The sequence below is a fragment of the Frateuria aurantia DSM 6220 genome (assembly GCF_000242255.2).
Taxonomy (GTDB): Bacteria; Pseudomonadota; Gammaproteobacteria; order Xanthomonadales; family Rhodanobacteraceae; genus Frateuria; species Frateuria aurantia.
Genome location: NC_017033.1, coordinates 3090287 through 3108500 on the forward strand (window position 1 = coordinate 3090287; position 18214 = coordinate 3108500).

Sequence of the window (18214 nt, forward strand, 5' to 3'; positions counted from 1 at the left end):
TCAACCCTGGCCGCCGGACAGCTGAAGCCGCCGCAGCCGCTCCTGGGCGAGGCTGGCCGCGTTGGAGCCGGGGTATTGCCTGGACACGGCCTTGAGGGTAGCCACCGCCGCCGCCGTCTGCTTCAGCTCGACCTGGGTGTAACCCAGCTTCAGCATCGCATCGGGCGCCTTCTCGCTTTTCGGAAAGGCGCTCAGCAAATGGGCAAAGGCATCATGCGCGACCTGGTAGTTCATGGTCACGTAATAGGACTCGCCCAGCCAGTAGAAGGCATTGGGGGTCAGCGCATGGTCGGGGTACTGCTGGATGAAATCACGGAACAGCCTGGAAGCCTGTGCGTACTGACCTCCGCGCAGGGCAGTGAAAGCCGCGTTGTACGCTGCCTGGGCCTGGGCTGGGTCGGCAGCCGGAGTAGCAGGCGCGGCACTGGCCGCAGGCGCTGCCGAAGCGGCCTGGGCCGCGGGTGCCACCGCAGCCTGGACAGGCTTCTGGGCATTGCCGCCAGAGGCGCCGTTGCCGGCCTCCAGCCGGCCCAGTCGCGAGTCAAGATCGACGTACTGGGCCTTGCCCTGCTCGCCGGCCTGCTGCAGCTGGTGCTGCAGCTCTTCCACCTGACCCTGCAACTGCTGGACCTGCGACTGCAGATCCTGAATTCGGTTGACTTGCTCGATCCCGGCCTGGGTACGGTTCTGCACAGCCTGTTCCAGCTGGCTGACCCGGTCGGCGAGACTCAGTCGCGAGTCGTCGGCATGTGCCGACAGTGATATGGCCAACAGCATGGCGGACGCGAAGGCGCCCGCCATGCTGAACCTGGCCTGGACTTGCTTGACCAGAGGACTGCTCATTACTTGGCCGTGTAGATGATCTCGACGCGACGGTTCTTGCTCCAGCACTCTTCATCGTGCTCCTTGCAGACCGGACGCTCCTTGCCATAGCTCACGACGTTCAGCTGGGTGCCCGAACCACCGGCAGCCTGCAGCGCGCTGGACACGGCATTGCCGCGACGCTCGCCCAGACCCAGGTTGTATTCGCGGGTGCCGCGCTCGTCGGTGTTGCCTTCCAGACGGATCTGGGCACTGGGGCGGTCCTGCAGGTACTTGGCATGGCAAGCGATGATCTGCTGGAATTCCGGCTTCAGGTCTTCCTTGTTGAAGTCGAAGTACACGACGCGCTGACGCAGGCAGGCATCGGTATCCAGATCTTCGGGGGTGTACTTGCCATCGGAGGGGGCCGGCTGGGTGACGGGAGCCTGCTCGACCGGAGCCTGTTCCTGCGGCTTGACGGCTTTCTTGGAGCAAGCGGCCGCGCCAACACACAGCAGGGCGACCAGAGCGACGCGAACGGTCTTATTCATGGGTGACGTTCCTTAAAACGAGGTTGAATTCCGACAAAGATCACAACGGTTCAGGTTACAGGGCAGTTTCCACCGGTAGCCGGTTGTTATTTTCGCACTTCACGAACAGGCTTTGCACTGCCCCGCTGCCAGCCCATCCTTCACAGGGGTGATCCTTGCCCCTGTCATCGCCCCGCCTCCGCACCCGGGAGCCAGGCTCCGGGCCGATCTTGCTGGTACGCAAGCACGGCACCCGCAACCCGGGCACCGTGCAAAAACTATCGACCACTTCGGCCGGTCACCGGGTCCGGAAGGGACCCCATGCCGGCTCGCGAACGTCGCCATTGGCCAGAACCAGACGCTGCCGGACACGACCGTCCGCCGAGACCGCGTAAAGCACGCCCCGGCTGCCCTCGGTGGCGTCATACAGCAGCATGCTCGCATTCGGCGCAAAACTCGGCGATTCGTCATGGGCACCCGGCGAAATGTAGCGCACTTGGCCGCCCAGACTGCGATCCAGTATAGCGATACGATACACGTTCCCGTTGCCCTGCACCATCGCAATCTGCTTGCCGTCGAAACTGGCGTCGGCCTCGTAATTCCGCTGGCCTTCGAAGCTCACCCGGGTGGCGGCTCCGCCCGTGGCCGAAACCTGATAGATCTGCGGCCGGCCGGAGCGGTCGGAGGTGAAGTAGACGCTTTGGCCATCGGCCGCCCAGTTCGGTTCGGTATCGATCGCCAGACTGTTGGTCAGCCGGGTTTCATGCCGGCTGGCCATGTCCAGCACGTAGATTTCGGGATTTCCGGAAAAGGACAGCGAGACCGCCAGCTTGCTGCCGTCAGGCGACCAGGCCGGCGCGCCGTTGATGCCCTTGGCATGGGCTTCGACCAGCTGGCGTCCGCCGGTACTGATGTCCTGCACATAGATATGCGAATTGCCGCTCTCGAAAGAGACATAGGCCAGATGATGGCCATCCGGCGACCAGGCCGGCGACAGCAGCGATTCGTGGGAGCGGGCCACCACCTGAGGATTGTAGCCATCGGAATCGGCCACGATCAGCGAATAGGTCATGTGATCGCCCAGCCCCACCGCCGTGACGTAGGCAATGCGGGTCCAGAAGGCCCCGCGAACGCCGGTGATCTGCTGGTAGATGGCATCGGCGATCTGATGCGCGACATTGCGCAGATCACCCACCGGCGCGGTATAGGACTTGGCCAGCAGGCTCTGCTGTTTGTTGATGTCCCACAGTTCATAGTCGACGCGGACCATGCCGCCGCCGGCATCCGAAATCCGCCCCAGGGTCAGGAAGTCCTGCTTCAGCAGGCGCCAGGTCGCGAAATGGATATCCGCGCCCCGCGAAGGCTGTTCCACGATCTCGCTGCGGTCCAGCGAACGGAATTTTCCGGAACGGTTGAAATCGTTCTGGATCACCGAGGCCACGTCGGTCGGCAAAGGCGCACCGCCGCTCTGGGCGAAGGGCACCACCACGATCGGAGTGGCCGTCTTCAGGCCGCCGACCACGTTGACGTCGAGGGCCTGCGCCGCGAGGCTGCCGGACAGCAGCAGGCCCGCCAGTGACAGTATCCCGAACAATGCAGTTTTGAATTTGGGCATGATGGGTCTTATTGCGGTCTGAAAGAAATATTGAGCTGACGGTTGAAGACGCTTTCGAACCCCTGATAGGGCAAGGGCTGAGCACGCAATACCGCATTTTCCACCGAGCGGCGCCCGGCTTCGTCATACGGACAGCTGGCATCGGCCTGCGCCGACATCACCTGCCCCCCCGGCAATTGCACGATATGCACGACGCAGGGCTGATCCGGCATATTATCCGGCCGCAACCAGTTCTGTGTGACCGCGTTCTGAATCGCCGCGATATATTGCGCGCGCAAGGTGTTGTCGGCGCCGTTGGCACCGGTCTGCTTCTGCGCCGCCAGCGGGGCATCGGCCGCGTCATCCTTGGCATTGGGCTGTTCCCGGGCCTGCTGCTGGGCGACCTTGCGGGCCTTGTCGGCCTTTTTCACCTGGCTGGAAGCGGCATCCATCTTGGCAAACAGCTCATCCAGCTGTTTCTGCTGTTCCTTCTGTTTCGCCGCCTGGGCATCCAGCTCGGCCTGTCGCTGGCGCTGCTTCTCTTCCTGCAGATGCTTGGCTTCCTTCGCTTTTTCCAGTCCGTCTTCGACCACGCGCTCCTGATCCTTGACATCGGGATGCTCGGGCGGCGGCGGCAAGGTCTTCACCTTGGGCGCAGGCGTGGGCGGCATCGGCGGCGGTGGCGTCGAAGGCGGTGGCGGCGTGCTGTCAGCCTGAGGCCGCGACTTGGCGGCCTTGGGCGGCGGACTGCCGGTAGCACCGATCAGGGTCGCCTCGATTACCGGGCCGGGCATCTGCACGGGCTTGGCGCAGGTGATCGGATTCCAGCTTTCGGGCAGGTGCAGCCAGGCGAAGACCTTTTCATAGGACTCGCAGGACAGCACCGCCATAAACAGGAAGGCGATGATCAGCAGGTGCAGCAGGGCCGCCAGGCCGACGGCCGACCAGGTGGAGCGCGCGTCATCATTCATGCACGTGTCTCTTGCCGGGCATCACTGGCTCAGTGCCCATGCGCCGCGCCGCCCTGGTCGGGCTGGCTCATCAGGCCGACCTTGGCCACACCGGCCTGCTGCAGATCGGCGAGCACCTTGTAGACGCCGTCGTACTTGCCGTTCTTGTCGCCAGCCACCAGCACGTTCACATCCGGGTTCTGCTTGACGATGGCGGCGACGCGGGCTTTCATGCCGGCCTCGTCGACGGTCTGCTTGTCGGCTCCATCCATGGTCAGGCCCAGGCTGCCGTCGGCATTGACCGAGACGATGACCGGATGCTTTTTGTCCTGCAGCGACTTGGCATTGGCCTGAGGCAGATTCACGTCGACATTGGAATTCATCATCGGCGCCGTGACCATAAAGATGATCAGCAGCACCAGCATCACGTCGATATAGGGAACGACGTTGATTTCCGCTTTCAGTTTGCGCTTGACGCGCCGGCTTGAGAGGGCCATGCCGCCACCTCAGCCCGCGTCGTCGGCAGAAGCCTGCCGCTGCAGCACGGAGGAGAATTCTTCCTGGAACACGTCATAGTGGGAGGCGATGCGCTCGACCTTGGTGGCGAAGCGGTTGTACATCCACACGGCAGGAATGGCCGCGAACAGGCCCATCGCGGTGGCGATCAGGGCTTCGGAAATATGCGGGGCGACCACCGCGATAGTGACATCCTTCATTTCGCCCAGGCCCTGGAAGGCACCCATGATGCCCCAGACGGTACCGAACAGGCCGACGTAAGGGCTGATCGCACCGACATTGGCCAGGAACTCCAGATTGCGTTCCAGCTTGCCCAGCGCCTTGGTGCCAGCCACACGCATCGCCCGCTCGGAAGCCTCGATCACGCCCTTGGCATCATGGCCGCGACGCTGGCGCTGGCGAGCGAATTCGCGAAAGCCCGATTCGAACACGGTTTCCATGCCTTCGGCCTGATCCTTGTGGGCACTGACCTCGCGATACAGCTGGGCCAGATCGGCTCCCGACCAGAAACGCTCCTCGAAACCCTCGGCATCATTTTCCGCCGCTTTCAGCTGGGCATGCTTGCGGATGATGATGACCCACGACATGAAGGAAAACGCCAGCAGTACCAGCATCACCAGCTGCACGGGCAGACTGGCTTCAGCCACCAATTTGAAAATGTTCAATCCGCCATTCATTGTCAGGCTTCACTCCGCCACGGGTGCGTCAAGGTGGTAATTGTCGGGAATCAGGCCATCCGGAACAGCCGCCGGCCGCATCGATGCCAGATCGACGCAGGCCACGCGCAGTTGTGCCCGCAGCACGGTCTGACCATCTGCGGGCCGAATGATATCCTGTTCGAACAGCATACTCGCGGCACGACGTTCCGTAACCGTGACACTGACGACAAGTTCATCATCCAGACGGGCAGGCTTCAGCCAGTCGACCTTCATGTCGCGAACCACGAAGGCCAGCCCTGTGCGCTGGCGCAGCTCCAGCTGGTCCACGCCCAGGCTGCGCAGCCATTCGGTGCGGGCCCGTTCCATGAAAGCCAGATAATTGGCGTGGTAGACCACGCCGCCGGCGTCGGTGTCTTCCCAGTAGATGCGCAGCCGCCACTCGAACGGCGGGGTCGGAATCATTGCGGTCGAAGTCATGCGTTTTTCCCAGTCGGCAAAAGGATTTCTGGCTCAGTGAGCATCGGGCTCGAACAGATCGGCCACCGGCGAGTCCATCGGCCGAGGCGGCGGGGTCAGGCCCAGATGCCGCCAGCCTCTGGAGGTCGCCATCCGGCCCCTTGCGGTACGGACAAGAAAGCCCTGCTGGATCAGATAGGGTTCGACCACGTCTTCCAGGGTGCCGCGATCTTCGCTGAGGGCAGCGGCCAGGGATTCGACGCCGACCGGGCCGCCATCGAAATGCTCGATGATCACGCCCAGCAGACGACGATCCAGCTCGTCGAATCCTTCGGCATCCACTTTAAGCAGGCCCATCGCAGCTTCGGCCGCCGCGCGGGTGATCCGTCCCTCGGCACGGACTTCGGCATAGTCACGCACCCGCCGTAGCAACCGATTGGCGATGCGCGGCGTGCCGCGCGAGCGACGGGCGATCTCCATGGCGCCTTCAGGATCACAGGCAATGCCCATGATCCGCGCGGCACGACGGACGATCGCGGCCAGTTCGTCGACGTTGTAGAACTCCAGCCGCTGGACGATGCCGAAGCGGTCGCGCAAGGGCGCGGTCAGCAAGCCGGCACGGGTGGTGGCACCGATCAAGGTGAACGGCGGCAGATCCAGCTTGATCGAGCGGGCCGCCGGTCCCTCGCCGATCATGATGTCGATCTGGAAGTCTTCCATCGCCGGGTACAGCACTTCCTCGACCACCGGCGACAGGCGATGGATCTCGTCCACGAACAATACGTCGTTGGCTTCCAGATTGGTCAGCAGCGCCGCCAGATCCCCTGCCCGCTCCAGCACCGGACCGGACGTGGTACGCAGCTTCACGCCCAGCTCGTTGGCGATCACCTGCGACAAGGTGGTCTTGCCCAGGCCGGGGGGGCCGAAGATCAGGACATGGTCGAGGGCGCCCTGGCGACGCCGGGCGGCCTCGATATAAATGGACATCTGCTCGCGCACGGCCGCCTGGCCGAGATACTCGTCGAGCCGCTGCGGGCGGATACTGGCTTCAAGCGCTTCGTCGTCATACTGCGCGCCGGCCGTGACAATGCGGGAATCGGTCATGCGCGCATTATGGCCGCTTGCCGCCGCGACGACGAGGGGCTGCCCCTCTCGCCGCGGCGCCCGGACTCAGATTTCCAGCAGCGCGCCCAGCTCGATCAGACGATTGCCCGGAATCTGGAAGAAGGCGGTCGCCGACATCGCGTTGCGGGCCAGGAAGGCGAACAGATGGTCACGCCACAACACCATGCCGGGACGCTTGACGTCGGGCACGATGTTTTCTCGCGAGATGAAGAAGGTGGTGTCCATCATGTCGAAGGCCAGGCCGCTGCGGGCGCAACGGGTCAGGGCCAGCGGAATGTTCGGATCTTCGGCGAAACCGAAGCGCAGCTCGATGCCGAAGAAATCGCCGCCCTTGCCGGTGATGGTGATGCGCTCCTCGGCCTCCGCCACCGGCGACTCCAGGACCTCCACCGTCAGCAGCACATTGCGCTCGTGCAGAACCTTGTTGTGCTTGAGATTGTGCAGCAAGGCGTGCGGCACCGCATTCTGGTTGGCGGTCAGGAAGATCGCGGTACCGGGCACCCGCAGCGGCGGATGTTCGGCGATATTGGTGATGAACGGCGCCAGCGCCAGGCCGGACTGCTTGATCTCGCGCATCACCAGCTCGCGACCGCGGCGCCAGGTCGTCATCATCGTGAAGATGCCCAGTCCCAGAACCAGAGGGAACCAGCCACCATGGGCGATCTTCAGCGCATTGGCAGTGAAGAAGGACAGATCGATGGCCAGCAGCAGGATGCCGACCAGCACCAGCAGCGGCCAGCTCCAGCGCCACATCTTGCGGGCCACCACCAGCGCCAGCAAGGTGGTCATGGTCATGGTGCCGGTCACGGCAATGCCGTAGGCCGCACCCAGATTGCCCGAGCTCTTGAACATCAGCACCGCCACGATCACCAGCACCAGCAGCATGCGGTTGACCCAGGGCACAAAGATCTGGCCGGACTGCTCGCGAGAGGTGTGGACAATCGCCATCCGCGGAGAATAGCCCAGCGACATCGCCTCCCGCGTCATCGAGAAGGCGCCCGAGATCACCGCCTGCGAGGCGATCACCGCCGCCATCGTCGCCAGGAGCACCATCGGCAGCAGCAAGGAGGCCGGCAGCATCAGGAAGAAGGGGTTCTTCAGCGCGGCCGGATCATGGATCAGCAGCGCGCCCTGACCGAAGTAGCACAGCAGCAGGGAGGGCAGCACGAAGCAGAACCAAGCCAGCCGGATCGGCCGCTTGCCGAAGTGGCCCATGTCCGAATACAAGGCTTCGGCCCCCGTCAGCGCCAGCACCACGCCGCCCATGGCGAACAGGGCCGCCTGGCGATGGACAAAGATGAACTTGATGCCGTACCAGGGACTGAGGGCGGCCAGCACCTCGGGATGGCGGACGATCTGCACGCTGCCCATCACGGCCAGCACCAGGAACCAGATGCACATGATGGGCGCGAACCAGGCACCGACCTTGGCCGACCCGTGGCGCTGCATGCCGAACAGGACAAACAGGATGACCAGCGATATCGGTACCACGTAGGGCACCAGGGAGGGCGCAGCGACTTCCAGGCCTTCCATTGCCGAAAGCACCGACATGGCCGGTGTGATCACACCGTCACCGTAGAACAGCGAGGCGCCGAAGATGCCGATGATGGCCAGGATCCAGCGCGCTCTCGGCGAACCCGCCAGCGATCGCTGGGCCAGGGCCATCAAGGCCATGATGCCGCCTTCGCCCTTGTTGTCGGCACGCATGATGAAAGTGACGTATTTCAACGACACCACCACGATGAGCGACCAGAAAATAAGCGACAGCACCCCCAGCACGGTGCCGGACACGACCGTCATGTCCTTGCCGGAAAGAATTTCGCGCAAGGTGTACAGCGGACTGGTACCGATGTCGCCATAGACCACGCCGATCGCGCCCAGGGCGAGTGCGCCCAGTCGCTGCTTGGTGGCGGAGCCTTCGTCGTGGGCAGCGGGAGTATCTGTCACGGTTCAATTCCCCAGAGCGGCGCGCAGCGCCTTGCGGATAATGGATTCGACGTCATCGCCTTCGGCGGCCACCTTCTGGATCAGGCGCAGCGCTTCAGGCGGTTTGTAGCCCAGCTGCTGCAGGGCGGCGGCGGCCTCGTCGACCGGGTTCAGCGCCGCTGCGGCCGTTCCGGGCACGCCTGCCAGCGGCGCTCCCGACAAGGGGCCATCCAGCTTGTCCCGCAACTCCACCACCATGCGCTCGGCGGTTTTCTTGCCCACGCCGGGAATCTTGGTGAGGGCGGTGACATCGCCCAGCTGGACCAGGCGGGCGAAATCCGCGGTATTGATCGCGGAAAGCACCGCCAGAGCGATCTTGGCACCGATGCCGCTGACCTTCTGCAGCTGCCGGAACAGGCTGCGCTCGGATTCACGCAGAAATCCGTACAAGGCCACCGAATCTTCCTTGACCGCGTAATGGGTCAGCAGGATCACTTCCTGACCAAGGCCCGGCAGATCGTAGATCGTCGACATCGGCGCTTCCAGCTGATAGCCGACGCCGCCACCGACCTCCACCAGCAGCCAGGGCGGCTGCCGGGAAATCAAGATACCTCGCAAACGGCCGATCATCGCCGACGCCTCCAGGCCGTACGGGGAATCCCGAGCCGCAGCATGCTGCTGCCGGCATGGGCATGGGTGATCGCGATGGCCAGCGCATCGGCGGCATCGGCCTGCAGCGGCCCCGGCAACTGCAGCAGGGCGCCGACCATGTGCTGGACCTGGCTCTTGTCCGCACGGCCGCTGCCGACCACGGACTGCTTGACCTCGGTGGCCGCATATTCGTGCATGGATACCCCTTGACTGGCGACGGCGCAGATCGCCGCACCGCGCGCCTGACCGAGCTTCAGTGCCGAATCCGGATTGCGGGCCATGAAGACCCGCTCCACGGCGCACGCCTCCGGCGCATAGGTGGCCATGATGGCACACAGCTCGTCAAAAATACGCTTCAGCCGCGCAGGAAAGCTGGCCTCGGCGGTGACGTTGATGGCCGCATGGAACACATGCCGCAAGGCGCCGTCGGCTGCCACGTCGATAATGCCCACGCCGGTGCGCTGGCTCCCCGGATCAATGCCGATCACGCGACTCATAGAACTCTCCGCCGGCCCGGGGCCGGCCTGGGCTTACTCCGGCGAATCGGCCGGCAAGATCGCGTTGTGGTAAATATCCTGGACATCGTCCAGATCTTCCAGACGGTCCAGCATGTCCAGGAAGGATTCAAGTACCTCTTCCGGTACCGCCGAACGGTTTTCCGGGCGCATCACCACATCGGCACTGACCGGCGTCAGCCCGGCGGCCTGCAGGGCTTCCTGGACCCTGGGGAACTGGTCCGGCGCGGTCAGCACCACGCTCTGGCCGCTCTCGTTGACCACGTCATCGGCGCCGGCCTCCAGCGCCGCTTCCAGCACCTGTTCTTCCTGCGCCTCATCGCCACCGGTGGCAAACACCAGCTCGCCGACGCGGGCGAACTGGAAGGCCACCGAGCCGGAGGTGCCCAGATTGCCGCCGTGCTTGGACAGCGCAAAGCGCACATCGGCCACGGTACGGACCGGATTGTCGGTGAAACAGTCGATGATCAGCGCGATACCGCCTGGACCGTAGCCCTCGTACCGGATCTCGTGCATTTCGGCACCGCCGTCGGCACCCGAGCCGCGCTTGATCGCCCGCTCGATCGTATCCTTGGTCATGTTCGCCGTCAGCGCCTTGTCGACGGCGGTACGCAACCGCGGATTCAGCGCCGGATCGGGGACCCCTGCGCGCGTCGCCACCGTGATTTCGCGGATCAGCTTGGTGAACACCTTTGCGCGCTTGGCATCCTCGGCATTCTTGCGACCTTCGATGGAGGGACCTCTACCCATGACGATTCCTGATAACTGAAGCTGATGGACAATGAATTATTTTAACGCATCACGCACCGGTGCGTGATCAAACACCCGGATCCGTCAAAACCACCGGCAGACTTCCGCCATCGACGGACTCAGCCCGGCTCTTCGCCCAGAAACTGGCCATGCCGCAAAAACTGGATGGCCTGCCTGGCCGCATCAGCCGACATGATCAGGCCGGTATGCGAAGCCTCGACCACGCAATGGGCGGTCAGTCCCGGCAGGAGGGTCTCGGCAATCGCCACGCTGCCATCGTGCTCGCCCTGCAACTGGCCGACCACCGCCCCCAGCCCCAGGCGCATCCGCCCAGCGATCACGCCCAGCTCACGCGGTCCCGTCCAGGACTCGAAGCCCTGCTCCAGCAGACCGTGATAAGGCCCAAGCAGTGCCTCGCCACCGAGCTGGGCGAATCCGCGTGCAGCCGCGCTGCCCAACAGCGGAGAGCCCATGCAGACAATCCGGCCGGGCGCCAGACCGGCATCGTTCTCGCAGGCCCGCAAGGCCAGCAGACCGCCCAGACTGTGTCCGACGATATGCACGACCTCGGCTTCTTCCGAAGGCATCAGACGCTGCCGCAACCGCTCGATCAGGGCTTTCGGCCCCGACTCGCCGACACTGAGGTAATCGAAACGCTCCACCATGAAGTCGGCTTCGGCCAGGCGATGCTGCAGCAAGCCCATCGCAAAACCACGCATCCACAGACCATGCAGCAATACCACTCGTTCGGGCATGGCCCTCATCTCCGGTCAGTCAGCCACACCAGGCCTGCCTCAGCATGGCTGACGACCCGGATCCCGACGCTCCGGTCAAAACCGGATGACGTCTGGACGCAGTAGTTTACGCTGCGCCCGTGGTCTGTGGGCGCTCCTGCACGGGATTCCCGCCTCAAACAATCGCAGGCCGAAAGCTTGACAACGCGCGCTTCGGCCCGCGACCCGCGGGCAGGTCCGTCGCGGACGGACCTGGGCGCGCAAGCTCAGACGCCGGGCTTGACCGCTACATGCAACTCGTCGAGCTGCTCGACCGCCACCGGCGAGGGGGCATCGGTCATCAGATCCTGGGCGCTGGTGGTTTTCGGGAAGGCGATCACATCGCGGATCGACTCAGTACCGGCCAGCAAGGCCGCGACCCGGTCGATGCCGAAAGCCAGGCCGCCATGCGGAGGCGCGCCGAACTTCAAGGCCTTCAGCAGAAAACCGAACTTGGCCTCGGCCTCTTCGGCCCCGATGCCCAGCAGCCCGAAGACCGCCGACTGCATGTCGGGATGATGGATACGGATCGAGCCACCGCCGATCTCGTTGCCGTTGAGCACCATGTCGTAGCCGCGACTGACCGCATGGACCGGGTCGGCCAGCAGCTGGGCCACGTCATCGATCTTGGGCGCGGTGAACGGGTGATGCAGCGCCATATAGCGCCCTGCCTCGGCATCATATTCAAACATCGGAAAGTCGGTGACCCACAGCGGCTTCCAGCTGTTTTCGACCAGACCGAAGTCCTTGCCCATCTTCAGGCGCAGGGCACCCATGTAGTCGGTGACCTTGGACCAGGTACCGGCACCGAAGAAGATCGCATCCCCCGCCTGGGCACCGGTGGCTGCCACGATCGCGGCCAGGGCGGCCTCGTCCAGGAACTTGGCGATCGGCGAGGTGACGCCGGCCAGACCCGCGGCCGGGTCATCCAGCTTCAGCCAGGCCAGGCCCTTGGCGCCATAACGGGCCACAAACTCGGCGGCCTGATCCAGCTCCTTGCGGCTGAGCCGGGCGGCGCCGGGCACCCGCAGCGCGGCGACGCGCCCCTGCGGATCCTTGGCCGGACCGGCCAGCACCTGGAATTCCAGATGCGCGACATGCTCGGCAATATCCACCAGCTCCAGCGGATTGCGCAGATCAGGCTTGTCCGAACCGAAACGGCGCATGGCCTCGGCCCAGGTCATCCGCGGAAAGGGATTGGCCAGCTCGACGCCGCCGACCTCGGCCAGCACGTCGCGAATCATGACTTCGACGAAGCTCTGCACTTCGGCCTCTTCGACAAAGGCAAACTCCATGTCCAGCTGGGTGAACTCCGGCTGGCGATCGGCACGCAGATCTTCATCACGGAAGCAGCGGGCAATCTGGTAGTAGCGGTCGAAACCGGCCACCATCAGAATCTGCTTGAACAGCTGCGGCGACTGCGGCAAGGCATAGAACTGCCCTTCGTGGACGCGACTGGGCACCAGATAATCGCGCGCCCCTTCCGGCGTGGCCTTGGTCAGGATCGGGGTTTCGATGTCCTGAAAGCCCCGGTCATCCAGATAACGGCGCAGAGTACGCACCAGCTTGGTGCGGGTACGCATCATCCTCTGCATCTCGGGACGGCGCAGATCCAGATAACGGTAAGTCATCCGCAGATCTTCGTTCGGATTTTCATGCATCGCGAAGGGCAGGTCGCGGGCCTCGTTCAGCACCTTGATCGTATCGACCAGGATCTCGACCGCACCGGTTTTCAGCTTGTCATTGGCGGCCAGGCGGGCGCGGACAGTGCCGCTGACCTGGATGCAGAACTCGTTGCCCAGAGTATTGGCAACCTCGAAGGCCTCGGCATGCTCGCGCTCGACCACCAGCTGGACCACGCCCTCATGATCACGCAGATCGACAAAGGCGACATGACTCTGCAGCCGAATGGTGTTGACCCAGCCACACAGGGTGACGACCTGATCCTGCAGCGACTCATCGATCAAGCCGCAAAAGTGCGTACGCATGCCATTTACTCCGGGTCGCCGGCTGGGCGACCTCGCCAAAGAACAAACCACCGATGATAGCACCGCGCCGCCCGCATCGAAGGCCTGGCACACGGCCGCGCCGATACGCACCGAGCCCGGCAGCCGCATGTCAGACGAACCGTGGCGGGCAACGCGCAAACAACCGCCCTGCCGTCACCGACACCCCGTACGGCCTCTGGGGACGCTCAGCTCGCGGCCGGAGCGGCGGCGGGCGCCGGCGTTGCCGCCGAGGAAGCGCCGGCATCCCCGGCGCCGACCGATTTGGGCGCACCGGCATCGCCTGCCAGATGCTGCTTTTTCTCGCCGTCCTTCTTGAAGTCGGTCTCGTACCAGCCCGAACCGGCCAGGCGGAAACTCGGCGCACTGACACAGCGATGGATCGCCTCGGCACCGCATTGCGGACAGCTCACTGGATCGGCATCCGACAGTTTCTGCAGCTTTTCGTAACGATAGCCGCACTGACGGCACTCAAATTCATAAATAGGCATGACCACTCCGATACTGATCCGGCCCGTTGGCCGGTTGCCGCCATTATCGGAGCAGTCACCGCGATTTCAATGCCTGCCCATACGGTCGCGCCTCGACCTGACGGGCAGCACGCCTGGACAAGCCAGCCTGTCCTTTCCCGATCGCTCGTTTCGCCAGAACCTCGCCCTCATCCGCAGGGAAGGCAGGAAAGCGGACTCATCCAGGTTGCAACAGCAGAAGCTTGCGTCGCGATCACGTGTACCTGTCACACACGCATCGGCGACCTGCTCGAAGCCTTTCACCGCCCATGGATCAGCGACCAGACAGATTTTGTGCGCAGCCACATTTCTTTCTTGACACGGTGCAAGCAAGCCAACTAATTTTGAGGCGGGGACAAGAAAATTCGAAACCGGATTTTCTGGGGATGCCTGATGAGCTCGTTCCAGAGCATCAGGTTCAATTGAGGGGACAATTATATGCAGCACACCAAACCGCAACGGCTTGCCGTTCTGTCGGCGGCGATCAGCTTGGTGCTGGCCAGCCCATGGGCCAGTGCCCAAAGCCAGGCCGACACCGACGCGCCAGCCTCGGCCGCCAAGCCGGCCGGCAACAAGCAACTGCAGACCGTGGTCGTCACCGGCACCCGTACCAGCAACCGTACCGAAGCCGAATCGCTGTCACCGGTGGATGTCTTGACGCCCAAAGATCTCAATGCGACCGGCAGCACCGATCTTGCCGGCGCCTTGAATGCCCTGCTGCCGTCACTGGATTTTCCGCGACCGGCCATCAACGACGGCAATGACGCAATCCGCCCGGCGACACTTCGTGGCATGTCGCCAGACGATGTGCTTGTACTGGTGGACGGCAAGCGTTACCACACCACCGCGATGGTCAACTACAACTCTTCGGTGGGGCGTGGCTCGTCACCGGTGGACCTGAACTCGATACCCATGTCGGCAATCGACCACATCGAGGTCCTGCGCGACGGTGCCGCGGCACAGTACGGATCGGCCGCCATTGCCGGCGTGATCAATGTCATCCTCAAGCATGGCGCCGCCAAGGGCAACAACAGCATCACCGCCAGCGGCGGTATCATGGATGCCGGTGACGGGGCCCAGAACGGCGTGCAGGGATCGATGGGGATCGATCTGGGCGGCCATGGCTCCCAGGCCAAGGGCTGGGCTCGCGTGGCCTGGAACTACCAGAGCGCGATGAACACCAACCGCGCCGAGAACACCGACATTCTGACCACCCACCCGGGTGCTGCCAATGCGTCGGGCGTACCCTATCAGCGTTATGGCGATCCAGCGTCCAAGACCTACCAGATGCTGATCAACTTCGGCTACAGCCTCACCCGCAATATCGAACTGTACGGCTATATCAATGCCAGCCGTCGCAATGTGGTGTCCAACGGCTATTACCGCCCCTGGAACGACAGCGCCCGCAATGTGCAGTCGATCTATCCGAACGGATTTCTGCCGCAGATCGTCAACCACACCAATGATTATGAGGGCGTGCTGGGCATTCGCGGCCACAACAATGGCTGGAACTGGGATTTCTCGGGCAATTACGGTGAAAACTACGTCAATTACGATATCCAGAACACCATCAATACCAGTCTCTATCATTCCACCGGTTATTCACCGACGTATTTCAATGCCGGCGCCTTCCGCAACCGCCAGGGCCTGCTGAATCTCGATATGAGCCATGATTATGACTGGGGCCTGGCCAGTCCGGTGACGCTGGCGTTCGGTGGCGAATATCGCAAAGAGCAATACACCATCAACCCTGGCGAGGCCGATTCGTATTATTTCAATGCAAATACCATCAACCCGGCCACGGGCACGCCCTATCCCGGCGGCTCGCAGGTATTCCCCGGTCTGTCGCCTTCGGTGGCCGGCAATTGGTCCCGTCACAGCCAGGCGGTCTATGCCGATCTGGAAGCCGACGTGACCGACAAACTTTCGGCCGGCGTGGCCGGCCGCTACGAGCATTATTCCGATGCCGGCGCGACGCGCTCGGGCAAGGTTTCGGCGCGCTACCAGTTCACCGACAGCTTCGCCCTGCGCGGTACGGTATCCAACGGTTTTCGCGCGCCCTCCCTGGCCCAGCAGAACTACGAATCGGTGGTGACCCTGATCCAGAACGGCCAGCTGGCGCAGATCGGCACCTTCAGGCCCAGCAATCCAGTCGCGATCGCCCTCGGCGCCAAGCCCCTGAAACCCGAGAAATCCGCCAACTACAGCTTCGGCGGCGTCTGGCAGCCCACCAACAACTTCAGCGCCTCGCTGGACCTGTACCAAATCCGGGTCTGGGACCAGATCCTGTACTCCGACCAGCTGACCGTGACGCCCACCGTGGACAACCCGGTGTCGGGGGCCCAGTTCTTCGTCAATGGCGCCACCACCCGCACCCGCGGCGCCGATCTGGTGGCCAACTATCGCTTTGATTTCAGCAACTGGGGCACGCTGAACCTGACCGGCAGTGCCAACTACAATCAGGTCCACATCATCAAGATCAGCACTCCGGCCTTCGGCCGGGCCAGCCAGGGGCTGTTGACCAATGCCACCCCGCATACCAAGTACGTGTTGACCGGCGACTGGCAGCTCAGCCACTTCAACCTGCATGCCAATCTGACACGCTACGGCACCGTGACCCGGATGGGCGATCTTCCTCCGGTCGGCACAAGCTATGCCGAGCTGGCCGATCAGCAGTTTGCAGCTCGCTGGCTGCTGGACCTGTCCGCCAGCTACACGGTGGCGGCATGGACTTTCACCGTCGGTGCCGACAACCTGACCAACCAGTATCCCAGCAAGGTCAGTCTGCAAGCCTCGGGCGCCGGAGGCTACGAAGACCGCGCCGACGGCCTGCAATATTCGTCGTTGTCGCCCTTCGGCTTCGACGGCCGCTACTGGTATGGCAAGGTGACGTTCCGATTCTGATCATCGTGAACTGAACCCCGTGAACTGAGTGACAGGATCCGGCCAGGCCTGAGCTGATCATTCGATTCAAGGTCGGTTACCTAAGGGACGGGGCGGCGACAGCCGGCTCGTCCCTTTTGCATGGCCGGCCCAGATACCCGAAAACGCGAAAGCCCCGTACTGGGACGGGGCTTCGCCTCGGCTCTGCGGACGACTTCGCAGCCGCCCGGATGACACTCAGGCCAACGACTGCCAGCTGGCCAGCCCGGCCGGTACCGGCGCAGCGGCCAGCGCTGTCAGCTTGCCGGCCATCGCCTCGCTGAAGGCCTTGCGGAAACGCGACATCTCCGATGCAGTGCCTACGCTGATGCGCAGCTGATTTGGCCAGATCGGCCAGCTTCGCCCCACGAAGACATGCCGGCTGGCCATCTGCATCGCCACCTCATGCCCGGGACGTTTCACATCCAGCATAAAGCAGTTGCCTTGTGACGGCGTGCAGGCATAGCCTTCCTTGCGCAGCCAGGCAATGTTTTCGTCGCGGATAGTGGCATTGATCTTCTTGCGGGTCGGTACCAGCCTGGGATCGTTCAAGCTGGCAATCGCCGCGGCCACGCTCATCACCGGCAAGGCCGCACCGCCGCCGGTACGCAAGGCCTGGATATGGGCCAGCAGATCAGGGCGTGCAGCGACGGCGCCCACCCGCATGCCGGCCATGCCGTAAAGCTTGGAGAAGGTCCGCAACACGACCACATCCTTGCCTTGCGCGACCAGATCCAGCACCGAAGGGGCATCCGAAAAATGGATATAGGCCTCGTCGACCAGCACGATGGCACTCTTCGGCTTGTTGGCCAGCAGCCATTCGATATCCGACCGACTGGTCACCGTACCGGTGGGATTGTTCGGATTGCAGACATAGATGAGTCCGGCATTGGGCGCGGCGGCGGCCATCGCCTTCACATCATGCGAAAAATCAGGCCGCAAAGGTACCTTGTGCACCGGCACCTGGTGCTTGCCGGCCATCTGGAAAGGCTGTTCATAGCTGGGATCGGCCACTACCAGCGGCGCCGACGGCGAAGTGAAGGCCAGCGTCAAGGCATCCAGCGCCACGCCCGAACCCGGATAGACTTCGACATGGTCGGCTGGCAGATGATGCTGGCTGGCAAACAGCTCGGCCAGATGCAGTTGCTGCGGAAAAAGGTAGCGACCCGACTGCGGCAGCAGCGCGATCGCGGCCTTGCGGGCCGCCGCCGAGGGCCCCAGCGGATTCTCATTGAAATTGATCAGCACGGCATCGGCCGGCGGCATGGCCGTGCCCGAGAATATCTCGGTCGGCATCGCGGCCATGGCCAGCTCGCGTTCACTGAAAAGATCCATCCCCATGGCCGCGACACCCGCGGCCACGCCCGACACGCGCAGGAATGCGCGCCTTGATGCTGAGTCCATGTTCCCCCCCTGTTGCATGGCTTGCTCACGACCAGGAGTCGAGGCCAATGCCTGCCCCTGATCCGTCTTGAGCCTAACTGCAAGCGCCGTGGGGCACAAGCGATGGCCCGGCAAAAATCCCCTTCCC

General features: G+C 63.5%; 17 protein-coding genes. 1 reads left to right on the top strand and 16 read right to left on the bottom strand.

What is annotated here, in order from left to right:
• From ybgF to FRAAU_RS14250, 15 genes are all read right to left on the bottom strand, one after another.
• A complete protein-coding gene (gene ybgF, locus FRAAU_RS14180) occupies window positions 1-843 on the bottom strand; it encodes a tol-pal system protein YbgF (protein ID WP_014404203.1) in 843 nt (280 codons plus the stop codon).
• Window positions 843-1352, bottom strand: a complete 510-nt coding sequence (gene pal, locus FRAAU_RS14185; RefSeq protein ID WP_014404204.1) for a peptidoglycan-associated lipoprotein Pal — start codon at window positions 1350-1352, stop codon at window positions 843-845. The genes ybgF and pal overlap by 1 nt, the downstream gene beginning before the upstream one ends.
• Window positions 1353-1629: 277 nt before the next feature.
• Window positions 1630-2946 (bottom strand): Tol-Pal system beta propeller repeat protein TolB, encoded by a 1317-nt coding sequence (gene tolB, locus FRAAU_RS14190; protein WP_014404205.1) that lies wholly within the window; start codon window positions 2944-2946, stop codon window positions 1630-1632.
• Between the two features lie 8 nt (window positions 2947-2954).
• Window positions 2955-3896 (bottom strand): cell envelope integrity TolA family protein, encoded by a 942-nt coding sequence (locus FRAAU_RS17885; RefSeq protein WP_014404206.1) that lies wholly within the window; start codon window positions 3894-3896, stop codon window positions 2955-2957.
• A gap of 29 nt (window positions 3897-3925) precedes the next feature.
• Window positions 3926-4372, bottom strand: a complete 447-nt coding sequence (tolR, locus tag FRAAU_RS14200; RefSeq protein WP_014404207.1) for a protein TolR — start codon at window positions 4370-4372, stop codon at window positions 3926-3928.
• A 9-nt stretch (window positions 4373-4381) separates the two neighbouring features.
• Window positions 4382-5068 (bottom strand): protein TolQ, encoded by a 687-nt coding sequence (gene tolQ / locus FRAAU_RS14205; RefSeq protein WP_014404208.1) that lies wholly within the window; start codon window positions 5066-5068, stop codon window positions 4382-4384.
• A gap of 9 nt (window positions 5069-5077) precedes the next feature.
• Entirely contained in the window at window positions 5078-5527 is a 450-nt protein-coding gene (gene ybgC, locus FRAAU_RS14210) for a tol-pal system-associated acyl-CoA thioesterase (protein WP_014404209.1), read from the bottom strand.
• A gap of 33 nt (window positions 5528-5560) precedes the next feature.
• On the bottom strand, window positions 5561-6610 hold the full coding sequence (gene ruvB, locus FRAAU_RS14215; RefSeq protein WP_014404210.1) for a Holliday junction branch migration DNA helicase RuvB: 1050 nt from the start codon (window positions 6608-6610) through the stop codon (window positions 5561-5563).
• Between the two features lie 66 nt (window positions 6611-6676).
• Window positions 6677-8578: a potassium transporter Kup gene (locus FRAAU_RS14220; RefSeq protein ID WP_014404211.1), complete on the bottom strand. Its 1902-nt coding sequence runs from the start codon at window positions 8576-8578 to the stop codon at window positions 6677-6679.
• A 3-nt stretch (window positions 8579-8581) separates the two neighbouring features.
• A complete protein-coding gene (ruvA, locus tag FRAAU_RS14225; RefSeq protein WP_014404212.1) occupies window positions 8582-9187 on the bottom strand; it encodes a Holliday junction branch migration protein RuvA in 606 nt (201 codons plus the stop codon).
• The gene (gene ruvC / locus FRAAU_RS14230; RefSeq protein WP_014404213.1) at window positions 9184-9705 is read right to left on the bottom strand and encodes a crossover junction endodeoxyribonuclease RuvC; all 522 of its coding nucleotides are present in this window, start codon (window positions 9703-9705) and stop codon (window positions 9184-9186) included. The genes ruvA and ruvC overlap by 4 nt, the downstream gene beginning before the upstream one ends.
• A gap of 33 nt (window positions 9706-9738) precedes the next feature.
• The gene (locus FRAAU_RS14235; protein ID WP_014404214.1) at window positions 9739-10473 is read right to left on the bottom strand and encodes a YebC/PmpR family DNA-binding transcriptional regulator; all 735 of its coding nucleotides are present in this window, start codon (window positions 10471-10473) and stop codon (window positions 9739-9741) included.
• Between the two features lie 119 nt (window positions 10474-10592).
• Window positions 10593-11228 carry an alpha/beta fold hydrolase gene (locus FRAAU_RS14240; protein WP_014404215.1) on the bottom strand — a complete coding sequence of 212 codons (636 nt, stop codon included), beginning with the start codon at window positions 11226-11228 and terminating at the stop codon, window positions 10593-10595.
• A 245-nt stretch (window positions 11229-11473) separates the two neighbouring features.
• Window positions 11474-13234 (bottom strand): aspartate--tRNA ligase, encoded by a 1761-nt coding sequence (aspS, locus tag FRAAU_RS14245; protein WP_014404216.1) that lies wholly within the window; start codon window positions 13232-13234, stop codon window positions 11474-11476.
• A gap of 206 nt (window positions 13235-13440) precedes the next feature.
• Window positions 13441-13743, bottom strand: coding sequence for an FmdB family zinc ribbon protein (locus FRAAU_RS14250; protein WP_014404217.1), 303 nt, complete (start codon window positions 13741-13743; stop codon window positions 13441-13443).
• Window positions 13744-14199: 456 nt separating this feature from the next.
• On the opposite strand from FRAAU_RS14250, the gene FRAAU_RS14255 reads away from it, so the two are divergent.
• On the top strand, window positions 14200-16665 hold the full coding sequence (locus tag FRAAU_RS14255; RefSeq protein ID WP_014404218.1) for a TonB-dependent receptor plug domain-containing protein: 2466 nt from the start codon (window positions 14200-14202) through the stop codon (window positions 16663-16665).
• Window positions 16666-16881: 216 nt separating this feature from the next.
• Here the strand turns inward: FRAAU_RS14255 and FRAAU_RS14260 are convergent, their stop codons facing one another.
• Window positions 16882-18087 carry a pyridoxal phosphate-dependent aminotransferase gene (locus FRAAU_RS14260; protein ID WP_156803427.1) on the bottom strand — a complete coding sequence of 402 codons (1206 nt, stop codon included), beginning with the start codon at window positions 18085-18087 and terminating at the stop codon, window positions 16882-16884.
• Window positions 18088-18214: the final 127 nt, after the last annotated feature.

Coding starts and splice junctions, on each gene's coding strand:
- ybgF (WP_014404203.1), bottom strand. CDS start 843: ATGAGCAGTCCTCTGGTCAAGCAAGTCCAGGCCAGGTTCAGCATGGCG.
- pal (WP_014404204.1), bottom strand. CDS start 1,352: ATGAATAAGACCGTTCGCGTCGCTCTGGTCGCCCTGCTGTGTGTTGGC.
- tolB (WP_014404205.1), bottom strand. CDS start 2,946: ATGCCCAAATTCAAAACTGCATTGTTCGGGATACTGTCACTGGCGGGC.
- FRAAU_RS17885 (WP_014404206.1), bottom strand. CDS start 3,896: ATGAATGATGACGCGCGCTCCACCTGGTCGGCCGTCGGCCTGGCGGCC.
- tolR (WP_014404207.1), bottom strand. CDS start 4,372: ATGGCCCTCTCAAGCCGGCGCGTCAAGCGCAAACTGAAAGCGGAAATC.
- tolQ (WP_014404208.1), bottom strand. CDS start 5,068: ATGAATGGCGGATTGAACATTTTCAAATTGGTGGCTGAAGCCAGTCTG.
- ybgC (WP_014404209.1), bottom strand. CDS start 5,527: ATGACTTCGACCGCAATGATTCCGACCCCGCCGTTCGAGTGGCGGCTG.
- ruvB (WP_014404210.1), bottom strand. CDS start 6,610: ATGACCGATTCCCGCATTGTCACGGCCGGCGCGCAGTATGACGACGAA.
- ruvA (WP_014404212.1), bottom strand. CDS start 9,187: ATGATCGGCCGTTTGCGAGGTATCTTGATTTCCCGGCAGCCGCCCTGG.
- ruvC (WP_014404213.1), bottom strand. CDS start 9,705: ATGAGTCGCGTGATCGGCATTGATCCGGGGAGCCAGCGCACCGGCGTG.
- FRAAU_RS14235 (WP_014404214.1), bottom strand. CDS start 10,473: ATGGGTAGAGGTCCCTCCATCGAAGGTCGCAAGAATGCCGAGGATGCC.
- FRAAU_RS14240 (WP_014404215.1), bottom strand. CDS start 11,228: ATGCCCGAACGAGTGGTATTGCTGCATGGTCTGTGGATGCGTGGTTTT.
- aspS (WP_014404216.1), bottom strand. CDS start 13,234: ATGCGTACGCACTTTTGCGGCTTGATCGATGAGTCGCTGCAGGATCAG.
- FRAAU_RS14250 (WP_014404217.1), bottom strand. CDS start 13,743: ATGCCTATTTATGAATTTGAGTGCCGTCAGTGCGGCTATCGTTACGAA.
- FRAAU_RS14255 (WP_014404218.1), top strand. CDS start 14,200: ATGCAGCACACCAAACCGCAACGGCTTGCCGTTCTGTCGGCGGCGATC.
- FRAAU_RS14260 (WP_156803427.1), bottom strand. CDS start 18,087: ATGGACTCAGCATCAAGGCGCGCATTCCTGCGCGTGTCGGGCGTGGCC.